The sequence below is a fragment of the Blastococcus sp. SYSU D00820 genome (genome assembly GCF_054050695.1).
The window spans coordinates 75541-88762 of the sequence record NZ_JBJGZW010000001.1; the positions used below are offsets into that span (position 1 = coordinate 75541).

At 74.7% G+C, this 13222-nt stretch carries 12 protein-coding genes and 1 tRNA gene; 9 read left to right on the plus strand and 4 right to left on the minus strand.

Annotation, left to right across the window (positions count from 1 at the left end; translation table 11 throughout):
- Positions 1 to 3 precede the first annotated feature (3 nt).
- Positions 4 to 86, minus strand: a tRNA-Leu gene (locus ACI79R_RS00345).
- 187 nt (positions 87 to 273) lie between these two features.
- On the opposite strand from ACI79R_RS00345, the gene ACI79R_RS00350 reads away from it, so the two are divergent.
- From ACI79R_RS00350 to pknB, 7 genes are all read left to right on the plus strand, one after another.
- On the plus strand, positions 274 to 1089 hold the full coding sequence (locus ACI79R_RS00350) for an FhaA domain-containing protein (RefSeq protein ID WP_456571581.1): 816 nt from the start codon (positions 274 to 276) through the stop codon (positions 1087 to 1089).
- 13 nt (positions 1090 to 1102) lie between these two features.
- Positions 1103 to 1558, plus strand: coding sequence for an FHA domain-containing protein FhaB/FipA (locus ACI79R_RS00355; protein ID WP_456571582.1), 456 nt, complete (start codon positions 1103 to 1105; stop codon positions 1556 to 1558).
- On the plus strand, positions 1555 to 2970 hold the full coding sequence (locus tag ACI79R_RS00360) for a PP2C family protein-serine/threonine phosphatase (protein WP_456571583.1): 1416 nt from the start codon (positions 1555 to 1557) through the stop codon (positions 2968 to 2970). The genes ACI79R_RS00355 and ACI79R_RS00360 overlap by 4 nt, the downstream gene beginning before the upstream one ends.
- The gene (locus ACI79R_RS00365) at positions 2967 to 4382 is read left to right on the plus strand and encodes an FtsW/RodA/SpoVE family cell cycle protein (RefSeq protein ID WP_456571584.1); all 1416 of its coding nucleotides are present in this window, start codon (positions 2967 to 2969) and stop codon (positions 4380 to 4382) included. The genes ACI79R_RS00360 and ACI79R_RS00365 overlap by 4 nt, the downstream gene beginning before the upstream one ends.
- Complete coding sequence (locus tag ACI79R_RS00370) at positions 4379 to 5824, plus strand: peptidoglycan D,D-transpeptidase FtsI family protein (RefSeq protein ID WP_456571585.1); 1446 nt, start codon at positions 4379 to 4381, stop codon at positions 5822 to 5824. Before ACI79R_RS00365 ends, ACI79R_RS00370 begins: the two co-directional genes overlap by 4 nt.
- Positions 5824 to 7554, plus strand: a complete 1731-nt coding sequence (locus tag ACI79R_RS00375) for a serine/threonine-protein kinase (RefSeq protein WP_456571586.1) — start codon at positions 5824 to 5826, stop codon at positions 7552 to 7554. Before ACI79R_RS00370 ends, ACI79R_RS00375 begins: the two co-directional genes overlap by 1 nt.
- 133 nt (positions 7555 to 7687) lie before the next feature.
- Positions 7688 to 9673: a Stk1 family PASTA domain-containing Ser/Thr kinase gene (gene pknB / locus ACI79R_RS00380; protein WP_456571587.1), complete on the plus strand. Its 1986-nt coding sequence runs from the start codon at positions 7688 to 7690 to the stop codon at positions 9671 to 9673.
- Between the two features lie 52 nt (positions 9674 to 9725).
- On the opposite strand, the gene ACI79R_RS00385 is transcribed toward pknB, so the two are convergent.
- Both ACI79R_RS00385 and ACI79R_RS00390 read right to left on the minus strand, forming a co-directional pair.
- The gene (locus tag ACI79R_RS00385; RefSeq protein WP_456571588.1) at positions 9726 to 10376 is read right to left on the minus strand and encodes an aminodeoxychorismate/anthranilate synthase component II; all 651 of its coding nucleotides are present in this window, start codon (positions 10374 to 10376) and stop codon (positions 9726 to 9728) included.
- 25 nt (positions 10377 to 10401) lie between these two features.
- The gene (locus ACI79R_RS00390; RefSeq protein ID WP_456571589.1) at positions 10402 to 11172 is read right to left on the minus strand and encodes a DUF881 domain-containing protein; all 771 of its coding nucleotides are present in this window, start codon (positions 11170 to 11172) and stop codon (positions 10402 to 10404) included.
- A gap of 152 nt (positions 11173 to 11324) precedes the next feature.
- Between ACI79R_RS00390 and crgA the strand changes: the two genes are divergently transcribed.
- Together crgA and ACI79R_RS00400 are read left to right on the plus strand one after the other, a co-directional pair.
- Positions 11325 to 11597: a cell division protein CrgA gene (crgA, locus tag ACI79R_RS00395; RefSeq protein ID WP_456571590.1), complete on the plus strand. Its 273-nt coding sequence runs from the start codon at positions 11325 to 11327 to the stop codon at positions 11595 to 11597.
- 401 nt (positions 11598 to 11998) lie between these two features.
- Positions 11999 to 12421 carry a PH domain-containing protein gene (locus ACI79R_RS00400; protein ID WP_456571591.1) on the plus strand — a complete coding sequence of 141 codons (423 nt, stop codon included), beginning with the start codon at positions 11999 to 12001 and terminating at the stop codon, positions 12419 to 12421.
- A gap of 10 nt (positions 12422 to 12431) precedes the next feature.
- Here ACI79R_RS00400 and ACI79R_RS00405 read toward each other — a convergent pair whose 3' ends face one another.
- Positions 12432 to 13196 carry a rhomboid family intramembrane serine protease gene (locus ACI79R_RS00405; RefSeq protein ID WP_456571592.1) on the minus strand — a complete coding sequence of 255 codons (765 nt, stop codon included), beginning with the start codon at positions 13194 to 13196 and terminating at the stop codon, positions 12432 to 12434.
- Positions 13197 to 13222 lie beyond the last annotated feature (26 nt).

A 13222-nucleotide genomic window follows, 5' to 3' on the forward strand; every position in this document is an offset into this window, starting at 1 on the left:
TTGTGGGCAAGGGGGGAGTTGAACCCCCACGTCCTCTCGGACACACGGACCTGAACCGTGCGCGTCTGCCATTCCGCCACTTGCCCTGGCGAGGGAAGACACTAGCAGCCGCCGGCGGCGGGCCCGGGCGGGGGGTCGGACCGGGGGTCGCGCGCCCCCGCGGGGGCCGGAGTCGTCCGGGGCGTCGTGCGTTCCTGGCCGGTCGCGGGCCCGGCGCCCGGCTACGATCATCGGTGGCAGCGAGGACGGCGACGCGAGGGCGAGGGAGCGACTGTGGGTGTGCTGCAGCGCTTCGAGCGGCGCCTCGAGGGCATGGTCGGGCTGGCCTTCGCCCGGCTGTTCAAGGGCAAGGTGCACCCCGCCGAGATCGCCAAGGCGCTGACCCGCGAGGCCGACGAGCAGCGCTCGGTGCTGGGTGAGGGGCGGGTCCTGGCGCCCAACGTCTACGACGTGCGGCTGGGCCCGGTCGACTTCGACAACCTCGCCGAGTGGTCCGAGCAGCTGGCCGCCGAGCTCGCCGACATGGTCTCCGAGCACATCGCCTCCGAGGGCTACCAGGTCTTCGGCGAGGTGCAGGTGCGCCTGGAGCGCGACGACTCGCTGCGCACCGGCGTCTTCGAGGTCGGCTCGCACGTGGCCGACCCGGCCCGGCCCGCCCCCCGCTCCGACGTCCTGCCGGCCGCGCCGCCGCCCACCGGCGGCGCCGCGATGCCGCCGCTGCCCCCGCTGCGCGGGCGGGTGGCCACCGACACCGGCCGGCAGAGCCCCTCGGTGGTCGGGCGGGCCGGCTCCCGCCCCGGCGTCACCCACGTGCTCGTCGTCGACGGCCCGGGCACCCGGCACGAGCTCACCACCGGCCGCAACGTGATCGGCCGCGGCACCGACGCCGACATCCGGCTGCCCGACACCGGCGTCAGCCGCAAGCACGTCGACGTCGTCCTCGACGGCGGGCAGGCCGTCTGCGAGGACCTCGGCTCCACCAACGGCACGCTGGTCAACGGGCGCCGGATCACCCGGCAGGTGCTCGCCGACGGCGACGTCATCCGGATCGGTCACTCCGTGCTGGTGTACCGGCAGGACGGCGCGTGAGCGAGGTTCCCCGGTGACCGCCGAGATCGTGCTGCAGGTCTTCCGCTTCGGCTTCCTGCTGCTGCTCTGGCTGTTCATCTTCGCCGCGTTCCGCGTGGTCCGGGCCGACCTGTTCGGCGGCCGCGCCGGCCGGGTCGCCTCGGTGCCGCCGCGGGCCACCCCCGCCGGCAAGCGCAAGGGCCCGCGCACCCTGGTGGTCACCGCCGGGCCGCTGACCGGCACGAAGATCAACCTCGGCGACCAGCCGATCCTCATCGGCCGCGCCGACGACTCCACGCTCGTCCTCACCGACGACTTCGCCAGCTCCCGGCACGCCCGGCTGACCAACCGCGGCGGCCAGTGGTACGTCGAGGACCTCGGCTCCACCAACGGCACCTACCTCGACCAGCAGCGCGTGCAGGGCCCCCTGCTCGTGGCCCCCGGCCAGCCGATCCGCATCGGCCAGACCGCCCTGGAGCTGCGCTCGTGAGCCTCGCTCTGCGCTACGCCGCCCGGTCCGACCGCGGTCTGGTCCGTGGAAACAACCAGGACTCCGTCTACGCCGGTCCCCGGCTGCTCGCCGTCGCCGACGGCATGGGCGGGCACGCCGCCGGCGACGTCGCCAGCAAGGTGGTCATCGCCGCCCTCGAGCACCTGGACGACGACGCGCCCTCCGGCGACATGCTGCAGGCGCTGCGCGACGCGGTCTTCGACGGCAGCGAGCACCTGCGCGAGGTGATCCGCGAGTCCCCCCAGCTCGAGGGCATGGGCACGACGCTCACCGCCGTCCTCTTCGCCGGCGGCCGGCTGGCCCTCTGCCACGTCGGCGACTCCCGCGCCTACCTGCTCCGCGACGGCCAGCTCAGCCAGATCACGCACGACGACACGTTCGTCCAGACGCTGATCGACGACGGCCGGATCACGCAGGAGGAGGCCAACCACCACCCGCAGCGCTCGCTCCTGCTGCGCGCGCTCAACGGCCAGGACGTCGACCCCGACCTGTCGATGCGCGAGGCCCGCGCCGGCGACCGCTACCTGCTGTGCTCCGACGGCCTGTCCGGCGTCGTGAGCGAGGAGACGATCGCCGAGACGCTGCGCGACCCCGATCCGCACTCCTGCGCCGACCGGCTGGTCGAGCTGGCGCTGCGCAGCGGCGGCCCGGACAACATCACCGTGATCGTCGCCGACGTCGTCGAGGACGGCGGCGGCGGTACCTCGATGGAACCGGTCGTCGACGGCGCCGCCGGTGACAACGTCGGCCAGCGCCAGGTCGACCCCAGCTCCGCCGCCGGCCGGGCCGCCCTGGCCGATCCGGCCCCGGCGGCGCCCCCGCCCGCGGTGCCCATGGCCGCCGCTCCCCCGCCGCGCCGGCGCCGCAAGCGCTGGTTCATCGCGCTGGCCACCGTGCTGGTGCTGGCCGCCGCGGCCATCGGCGCCTACGTGTGGGTGTTCAACCACTGGTTCGTCGGCGTCGACGAGTCCTCCGGCGAGGTCGCGGTCTTCCGCGGGCTGGACGTCTCGGCCCTGGGCGTGGACCTCTACCGGCTCGAGGAGACCACCGGCATCCCCGCGTCCGAGCTGCCCGGCTACTTCGAGGGGCAGGTGGCCGACGGCATCGCCGTCGACGACCGCGCCGCGGCCGACCAGAAGGTCGAGATGCTGCGCGACGAGCTGCCGCCGGTCTGCGCGGAGGAGGAGACCCGCGACCCGGCCGACGAGCCGGCGACGACGGCGCCCGGCACCACCGCGGGCGTGCCGCTCCCCGGCGGGGAGCAGCCGGTGCCCGGCGACGGCAGCGCCACGACCGCCACGGAGACGGCCCCCGCGGAGACGACCGCCTCGACGTCGGCGCAGCCGGAGAAGACGGGCCGGCCGGGAGGCGACTGCCGGGAGGCGGAGTGAGGCCCGGCCCGCCGACCGACGCCCCGGCGGCCGGCGCGGGCGCGGCGCCCCCCACCCGGCGGGGCACCGAGCTGGCGCTGCTGGGGTTCGCCGTCGTCATCACCCTCGCCGCCCAGTGCATCGTCGACCTGACCGTCACCGGGTCCCTGCGCGCGGAGCTGGGCACCTTCGGCGGCTGGTTCACCGCCCTGTGGGTGGTGATGCACCTGGTGGTCCGCAAGCTCGCGCCCTACGCCGATCCGCTGCTGCTGCCCGCGGTCGCGCTGCTGTCCGGCCTGGGGCTGACGATGATCCACCGGCTGGACCTCGCCGGTGAGCAGGTCGACGCCGCCACCCGCGAGGACGCGCCGGTCCAGCTGGTGTGGGCCACGCTCGGCGTCGTCCTGTTCGTCGCCGTGCTCGCCGTCATCCGCGACCACCGGCTGCTGTCCCGGTTCGCCTACACCCTCGCCCTGGTCGGCCTGGTGCTGCTCGCCCTGCCGGCGGTGCTGCCCGCGTCGATCTCGGAGGTCTACGGCGCCAAGATCTGGATCCGGGTGGCCGGGTTCAGCATCCAGCCCGGTGAGTTCGCCAAGATCTGCCTGATCATCTTCTTCGCCGCCTACCTGGTGGACAAGCGCGACGTCCTGGCGCTGGCCAGCCGGCGGGTGATGGGGCTGGAGCTGCCCCGCGGCCGCGACCTGGGCCCGGTGCTGGTCGCCTGGATGCTGTCGATCCTCGTCCTGGTCTTCGAGCGCGACCTGGGCAGCTCGCTGCTGCTGTTCGGCATCTTCATCGTGATGCTCTACATCGCCACCGAGCGGGCCAGCTGGCTGCTCATCGGCGTCGGCCTGTTCGCCGCCGGGGCGTTCCTGGCCTACCAGGTCTTCGGCCACGTCCGGGTCCGCGTCGACACCTGGCTGGACCCCTTCGCCTACCGGGACGAGGGCGGCTACCAGCTGGTCCAGTCGCTGTTCGGGCTCGGCACCGGCGGGCTCTTCGGCGCCGGTCTCGGCGGCGGCCGCCCCGACAAGGTGCCGGTGGCCAAGAGCGACTTCATCGCCGCGGCCATCGGCGAGGAGCTGGGCCTGTTCGGCCTGGTCGCGGTGATCGTCGTCTACCTGGTGCTGGTCGAGCGCGGGCTGCGCACGTCGCTGATCGTCCGCGACGCGTTCGGCAAGCTGCTCGCCGCCGGCCTGGCCTTCGCCATCGCCTGGCAGGTGTTCGTCGTCCTCGGCGGCGTCACCGGCCTGCTCCCCCTGACCGGCCTCACCACCCCGTTCGTCGCCTACGGCGGCTCCTCGCTGGTGGCCAACTTCGCCCTCGTGGCGATCCTCGTGCGGATCAGCGACGCGGCCCGCCGGCCGGCGACGCCGGTGGTGCCGCCGCGGACGCCCATCGGGGACGCTCCCACCGAGGTGGTCCGACCGTGAACGCCCCCCTGCGCCGGGTGGCGATCAGCGTGCTCGTGCTCTTCACGCTGCTGATCGTCAACGTCAACTACATCCAGGTCGTCCGCTCCGACGAGCTGCGCGAGGACCCGGGCAACACCCGCGTGCTCGCCGAGGAGTACGACCGCGAGCGCGGGTCGATCGTCGTGGGCGGTGACGCCGTCGCCCTGTCGGTCGAGACCGACGACGACCTCACCTACCTGCGGCAGTACCCGCAGGGCCCGGTGTACGCGCCGGTGACCGGCTCGTACTCGCTGGTCTACGGCAACACCGCGATCGAGCGGGCCGAGAACGAGATCCTGGCCGGCTCGGACGCGCGGCTGTTCGTGCGCCGGCTGGCCGACCTGTTCACCGGTCGCGACCCGGCCGGCGGGGACGTCGTCCTCACCCTGGACGCCGGGGTGCAGGAGGCCGCGATGGCCGCCCTGGACGGCGTCACCGGTGCCGTCGTCGCCATGGACCCCTCCACCGGGGCGATCCTCGGCATGGCCAGCACGCCGACCTACGACCCGAACCTGCTGTCGACGCACGATCCGGCGGCGATCCGCGACTACGCCGCCCAGCTCGACGCCATGGACCGCGACCCGCGGCTGAACCGCGCGATCAGCGACAACTACCCGCCCGGATCGGTGTTCAAGGTGATCGTCTCGGCAGCCGCGCTCTCCGACGGGTACACGCCCGACTCGGTCGTCCCCGCGCCCGACGTGCTGACCCTCCCCAACACCTCCACCACCCTGGAGAACTTCGGCGGCTCGGCGTGCAGCAGCAGCGGGGAGCAGACGCTGATCGACGCGCTGACCATCTCCTGCAACACCGCCTTCGCCCAGCTCGGCATCGACCTCGGCGAGGACGCCGTCCGCGACATGGCCGAGGCGTTCGGCATGACCGGCGAGGGGATGGAGATCCCGCTCACCGTCGCCGGCAGCAGCGTCGGTGACATCGAGAGCGACGCCGCCCTCGGCCAGAGCTCGATCGGCCAACGCGACGTGCGCATGACCCCGCTGCAGGCCTGCATGGTCGCCGCCGCGGTGGCCAACGACGGCACGCTCATGCAGCCCTACCTGGTCGACCAGTTGCGGGCACCGGACCTCACCGTCCTCGAGCAGACCGACCCGGAGGTGTTCTCCGAGCCGGTGACCCCCGAGGTCGCCGGGCAGCTGACCGAGATGATGGTCAGCGTCGTCGACGAGGGCAGCGGCCGCGCGGCCCGCATCCCCGGCATCGACGTCGCCGGCAAGACCGGCACCGCCCAGGTCGCCGAGGGCGTGCCCGACCACAACTGGTTCGTCGGGTTCGCCCCCGCCGACGACCCGCAGATCGCCGTCGCGGTCTTCGTGGCCAACGGCGGGGGTACCGGGGGCGACGTGTCCGCACCGATCGCCCGTCAGGTGATGCAGGCCTACCTCGAGGGGCAGGGCGGCTGATGGCGCTCTCCACCGGCACCCTGCTGTCGGGCCGATACGAGATCACCGCCCCGATCGCCACTGGCGGCATGGGCGAGGTCTGGCGCGCCCGCGACCGCGTCCTCGACCGCGAGGTCGCGGCCAAGGTGCTGCGCAGCGAGTTCACCGGCGACCCGAGCTTCCTGGCCCGGTTCCGCAACGAGGCCCGGCACACCGCCGCGCTGTCGCACCCCAACATCGCCTCGGTCTACGACTACGGCGAGACCGACGACGCGGTCACCGGCCAGCGCCTGGCGTTCCTGGTCATGGAGCTGGTCGAGGGCAAGCCGCTGGTCACGATCCTGCACGAGCAGGGCCGGCTGCCCGTCGACTGGACGCTGCACGTGCTCGGCCAGTCCGCCGACGGGCTGTCGGCGGCGCACGCGGCCGGCGTCGTGCACCGCGACATCAAGCCGGGCAACCTCATCGTCCGCCCGGACGGCGTGGTCAAGCTGACCGACTTCGGCATCGCCCGCGCCCGCGACGCCACACCGCTGACCCGCACCGGGATGGTCGTCGGCACCGCCCAGTACCTCTCCCCCGAGCAGGCGCAGGGCTTCGACGTCACCGCCGCCTCCGACGTCTACAGCCTCGGCGTCGTGGGCTACGAGTGCCTGACCGGCAGCCGCCCGTTCGACGGCACGTCGCAGGTCGCCATCGCGCTGGCGCACATCAACCGGCAGCCGCCCCCGCTGCCGGCCAACGTGCCGCCCGCCGTCCGGCTGCTGCTGGAGCGGGCGCTGGCCAAGGACCCCGACGACCGGTTCCCCGACGGCGGCGCGTTCGCCGCCGCGATCCGCTCGGTCGCCGCCGGCGGCAGCCCCGCGCCGGCCCCGGCGCCCGTGCCCACCGGCACCGCCACGCAGGTGGTCGCCATGCCCGAGGACGAGCCCAGCACCCGCGTGCTCGACGCCGCCCCGGCGGCGGCCACCGGCGCGGTCGCCGCGCCGCGCACCGGCCCGCGCACCATGCCGCCGGTGCAGGGCCCTCCGGCCGGCGCCGACCGCTGGGACGACGAGCCCGACCGGTCCCGCGGCGGCAACCGCCGCTGGGCCTGGCTGGCCGCCGGGCTGGTGCTGCTCCTGCTGCTGGCCGGCGGCGCCTGGTTCCTGCTCCGCGGGGACGACGGCGGGGCGGGTACCGACGCCGGGCGCACCACCGCGTCGTCGTCGTCCAGCGCGCCGGCCGGCGAGTCGCTGGTGCCCTTCGACGGTGCCCGGTACATCGGGCAGGACGCCGAGGCCGTCGCCGAGGAGCTGCGCGGCCTGGGCCTGCAGGTGCGCACGGTCGACGCCACCGCCGACCAGCTGGCCGCCGCCGGGGTGGCGCTGGCCGCCGGGCAGGTGGCCGCGGTGACGCCGGCCCGGGGACCGCTGGCCCCGGCCACCGAGGTCACCCTCGCCGTCGCCGCCGAGGCCTACAGCCCCGACGACGCGCCGGCGGAGGACGAGGACACCGGCGGCGGCGACGACGACGGCGGGGGCGGGGACGACGTCCCCACCACGCAGGCGCCGACCACCACGAGCAACCCGCCGACGTCGGCGGCCCCGACGCCGACCACCCCGACGGCGCCGTCGACCACCCCGACGACCCCGACCACGCCGACGGTCACCACGCAGCCGGGGACGACCGCACCTCCGCCGCCGGACTCCGAGGCTCCCGCCGGCGAGGGACCACAGGCGGCGGGTGGGGCTGGCGTGGCGACGGCGTGACCGGCACCGCTCGCGCCGTCCCGGGGGTGCCCCCGCCAGTGGCTAGGCTCGACGGCGGCCTTCCCGGCCGCCGTCCACCGCAGGCCCCGGCCCCGTCCGGGACGCTGCCGAGCACCGCCCGAGAGGACCGTCGATGACCACCCCCCAGGTGCTCGGAGAGCGCTACGAGATCGGCGGGGTGCTCGGCCGTGGCGGCATGGCCGAGGTGCACCGCGGCCGGGACCTCCGGCTGGGCCGCGAGGTCGCGGTCAAGGTGCTGCGCAGCGACCTGGCCCGCGACCCGTCGTTCCAGGTCCGCTTCCGCCGGGAGGCGCAGGCGGCCGCGTCGCTCAACCACCCGGCGATCGTGGCGGTCTACGACACCGGCGAGGACCGCACCACCACCGGCGCCACCCCGTACATCGTCATGGAGTACGTCGAGGGCGAGACGCTGCGCGACGTGCTGCGCCGGGAGGGCGTGCTGCCCCCCGAGCGGGCCATGAGCCTGTGCGCCGACATCTGCGGGGCCCTGGACTTCAGCCACCGCAACGGCATCGTGCACCGCGACGTGAAGCCCGGCAACGTGATGATCACGCCCCAGGGCTCGGTCAAGGTCATGGACTTCGGCATCGCCCGCGCGGTCTCCGACTCCGCGGCGACGATGACCTCCACCGCCGCGGTCATCGGCACCGCGCAGTACCTCTCCCCCGAGCAGGCCCGCGGCGAGGGCGTCGACGCCCGCTCCGACGTCTACTCGCTGGGCTGCCTGCTGTACGAGCTGGTCACCGGGGCGCCGCCGTTCACCGGCGACTCCCCCGTGTCCGTCGCCTACCAGCACGTGCGCGAGGACCCCCGCCTGCCGTCGTCGATCAACCCGGCCATCCCGCCGGAGCTCGACGCCATCCTGCTCAAGGCGATGAGCAAGAACCCGGCCAACCGCTACCAGTCGGCCGCGGAGATGCGCAACGACCTGCTCCGGGCCCTGGCCGGGCAGCGGGTCGAGGCCACGCCGGTCATGGGCGAGTCGGAGAAGACGACGATCCTCGCGGCCGGCCCGGGGTCCTACGGCGGCGACCGCGACGAGGACTGGGACGACGCGGCCGACCAGCGGCGCAAGCGCAACCGCATCATCGCCCTGGTCGTCGGCGCGCTGGTGCTGGTCGGCGCCGTCGTGGCCGTGGCACTGCTGCTGAACTCCGGGGACGACGAGCAGCCGCCGGCCGCCACGCAGGTCCGCGTGCCGACGCTGGCCGGTCAGACGCAGGAGCAGGCCACCGCGCTGCTCGAGGACGCCGGGCTCGCCGTCGGCGAGGTCACCCAGGCCGAGAGCAGCGACGCCGACCTGGGCAAGGTCGTCACCAGCACGCCGGTCAGCGGCGCCGAGGTCGACCGCGGCACCGAGGTCGATCTCGTCATCGGGGCCGGTCCCTCCGCTCTGCTGGTCCCGAACATCGTGGGCCTGCCGGCGGACGAGGCCGAGGCGAACCTGCGCAGCGCCGGCTTCGAGGGCAGCATCAACACCCGGGAGACCGACTCGCTGCAGCCCCGCGGCGAGGTCGTCTCCGCGACCCCGGCGCAGGGCTCCCAGGCCGCGCCGGACGCGACGTTCACCCTGCAGGTCTCCAGCGGCACCCTGCCGCTGCCCGACGTGGTCGGCCAGCCGGTCGACGGCGCCCAGGGCACCCTGACGTCGGCCGGCTTCACCAACGTCGCCGTTGACGAGACCGCCTCCGACCAGCCCGCGGGCACGGTGCTCTCCACCGACCCCGCCCCCAACAGCCGGGTCGGCGCCGGTGACCGGATCACCCTCACCGTCTCGGCCGGTCAGCCCACCGTGCCGGACGTGGTGGGCCAGACCGAGCAGCAGGCGCGGGCCACCCTGACCGCTGCCGGGTACACCAACATCTCGGTGACCCGGACGACCAGCGACGACGTCCAGTCCGCCCAGGTGGTCACCCAGACCCCCGCGGGCGGCACCCAGGCCGCGACCGGCACGGCGATCCAGCTGACCGTCGCCGAGCCGACGCCGGACGACGGCGGTGGTGCCGGCGGTGGCGGCGCCGGCGGCGGCGGTGGCGGTGGCGGTGGCGGTGGCGGCGCCGGTGGTGGCGGCGGCGCCGGTGGTGGCGGCGGCAACTGACCAGGAACGACTGAGGGGCTCCTCCCGTGCGGGAGGAGCCCCTCTGTCGTCCTCAGACCGCTGCGGCGGAGAGCCGGCGCGCGCTCGCCGCGGCCGCCTCGACCAGCGCCGGGTCGGGCGCCAGCCCGCAGGTCTCCAGCCAGGTGGCGAGCATCCGGTGGCCGCCCTCGGTGAGCACCGACTCGGGGTGGAACTGCACGCCCTCGATGGGGAGCTCGCGGTGCCGCAGGGCCATCACGATGCCCGACGGCGTGCTGCCGGTGACCTCGAGCTCGTCGGGGACGGTGTCCACGTCGACGGCCAGCGAGTGGTAGCGGGTGGCGGTGAAGGGCGAGGGCAGCCCGGCGAGGACGCCGGCGCCGCCGTGCACCACCTGGCTGGTCTTGCCGTGCAGCAGCTCCGGCGCGCGGACGACCGACGCACCGTAGGCCTCGGCGATCGCCTGGTGGCCGAGGCAGACGCCGAACACCGGCGTCCCGGCCTCGGCGGCGGCGGTCACCATCGGAACCGTCACACCGGCATCGGCGGGCGTCCCGGGGCCCGGTGACAGCAGCACCCCGGCGACGTCGAGGTCGGCCAGCTCGTCGACGGTCACGGCGTCGTTGCGCCGCACGATGCACCGCACGCCCAGCTGGCCGAGGTACTGGACCAGGTTGTAGACGAAGCTGTCGAAGTTGTCGACGACGAGGACGGGCCGGCTCACGGTCTCTGTGTACACCGCGGGGGGCCTAGCGGTCAGCCGCTGTGGCGTACTCCATGGCCGGGGTTCCCTCGTAGGCGGGCAGCGCGACCTCGTCGCGGTCGTCGACGGCGAAGGTGAGCCCGTAGGCCTGCACCGCCTGCTGGAACACCCGCACCTGCGGCGAGACGGCCAGCTGGGCGCGGAAGGCGTCGGCGTCGCCGATGGCGGTGACGACGAAGGGCGGCGAGTAGGTGCGCCCCTCGAGCAGCAGGGTGTTGCCCACGCAGCGGACGGCGCTGGTGGCCACCAGGCGCACCCCCATGATGGCCACGCCGTCGGCGCCGGCGGCCCACAGCGCGTTCACCACGGCCTGGACGTCGGACTGGTGGATGACCACGTCGTCGGGGCGGGCGCCCGAGGGGAGCGATCCGTCGGGCCGCCGGGGGGCGTCGTCCAGGGTGATCTCCACACCCTCGCCGGTCAGCGCCACCAGGCCGGCCGAGAGGGTGCCGGCGTCCCCCTCCTCCTGGGCGGCGGCGACGGCGCCGTCCTGTCCGGCGGCCTGCTCGGTCAGCTGCTCCACCTGCGCCTGGAGCTCGGCCAGCTGCTCCTCCTGCCCGGCGATGACACCACCGCGCTGGCGGATCAGCTCGCTGAGCTCGGTGACCTCACCGCCGCGCAGGTCGGTGCCGAGCGCCGTCCGGTTGGAGGTGGCGAACAGCAGGCCGGCCGCCAGCGCGACGACGGGCACCAGCACCGCCCAGCCGCTGCGCCGGCCGCCCGTGCGGGCGGGCCGGGGCCACCGGATGCGGGCCACGGGCACCTCCTCGGCAGCGGACGCGGCGGCGGTCTGCCTGCCTCCGTCGGGGTGGCACGGGCGGGATCTGCCGCGTCGTCCCCCGTGCGCAGCTTAGGCTGGGGACAGTCGCGGCCGGCGGAGGCCGACCGCCGGAGGAGGAGTACCCGCCCGTGCCCAAGTCGAAGGTGCGCAAGAAGTCGGCCTACACGCCGCCGCAGGGTGTCCTGCGGACCGACGCCGCCCGCGCGCGGGCCGTGCAGCCCAGCCCGCGCTGGTACGCCCCGCTGATGGTCGGCCTCATGCTCGTCGGCCTGCTGTGGATCGTCGTGTACTACGTGGCCGGCGACCGGATCCCGTTCATGGTCTCGCTGTCGGCGTGGAACTTCGCCATCGGCTTCGGCGCCATGGTGGTCGGCCTGGTCATGTCGATGCGCTGGCGCTGACCTGCACGGACCCTCGAGGGCCCTCGTTCCGCACCGCGGGACGGGGGCCCTCGTCGTCCGGGCGGACGGCTCCGTCCCAGGGTGCTCCCCTGTGCATCGCTGTGCACAGACCACTCGGTTGTCCACAGGTCGACATGGCGGGAACTCCCCAGGGTTGTCCACCGGATGTGGAGAACGCATGTTCGACGGCACGTCGCTGACCTGCGCAGATGACCGCGGTGTGGCTCGTGTGACGAGGAGGACGACGGCGTAACTACACGCCTGTGCTTCTGTCCCCAGCTGTGTACCCAGCTGTGGAGAAGTCGACATGTGTGCCCCGGACAGGCCGCTGACCTGCACACCTGCGATACCCACACCCCTACCGCACAACCGTGGGACCGGCCACCTGGGACGCTGGGGACGTGGAGTGGTCGGCACGTCCCGCGACGGTCGTGGTCGAGGCGCTGGCCGGGGTCGTCCTGGGGATCGCCGCCGCCCTGCTGGACCCGGTCGGCCGGGTGCTGGTGGGCGCGGCCGCCGTCCTGCTGCTCGGACTGGCCGTCCGCGACGCGCTGCTGCGCCCCCGGCTGGCCGCCGGGCCCGAGGGTCTGGTCGTCCGCCGGCTCGGGGGACGCGTCCGGCTGACCTGGGCGGGTCTGCGCGTGCGGCTGCGGGAGACCCGGCGCCTGGGGGTGCGCTCCCAGCTGCTGGAACTGGACACCGCCGCCGGCCCGGACGACGACGGCGTCCTGCTGCTGCTGGGTCGCTGGGAGCTGGGCACGGACCCGGCGGCGGTGGCCCGGGCGCTGACCGCCCTGGACCCCAGCCGGCCGCCGCGCCGCTAGCCGCCGGCGGCTAGAAGTCGAGGACGGCCAGCGTCGGCACGGTCAGCGCGACGACGACGAGCGCGGCGGCCAGGAGCAGCAGGCCGAGCACCTGCAGCTCGGTGCGCCGGCGGGCCAGCACGACCAGCCCGGTCGCCAGGAAGCCGGCGACCAGCCCGCCGAGGTGACCCAGCAGCGAGATGCCGGGCAGGAAGCTGATGGCCACGTTCAGCGCCAGCAGGGTGAGCAGGCCGCGGAGGTCCTGCCGGCCGGCGATCATGACGACCGCCAGGCCGCCCAGGAGCCCGTAGATGGCCGCGGAGGCGCCGGCCACGGGTGCGTTCGGGTTGCCGAACAGCTGGATCGCCACGGCGCCGCCCAGGGCGGAGACCAGGTAGACGGCGAGGAACCGCCAGCGGCCCAGCTGGCGCTCCATCTCCGAGCCGAAGATCAGCAGCGTCAGCATGTTGACGGCCAGGTGTACCGGGCCGATGTGCAGGAACGCCGCGGTGAGCAGCCGCCAGTCCTCGCCGAAGACGGTCACCAGGACCGGTGCCTGCATGAGGTCGGCGAACAGCGGCGAGCGCTGGTTGTCGAACGGGTTGGCGCCCTCCACGCCCGCGGAGACGGCGGTCGCGGCGAACACCGCCACGTTGAGCGCGATGAGCGCGAGCGTGACGACGCCCCACCGCCGGCCGGCGCTGCGCAGCGCCGGCGGACGACGGGGCGCGCGGACGCTGGCCCGGCCCTCGGCGATGCACACGGGGCACTGGAAGCCGACCGAGGCCGGCGTCATGTCCTCGGGGCAGATGGGACGCCCGC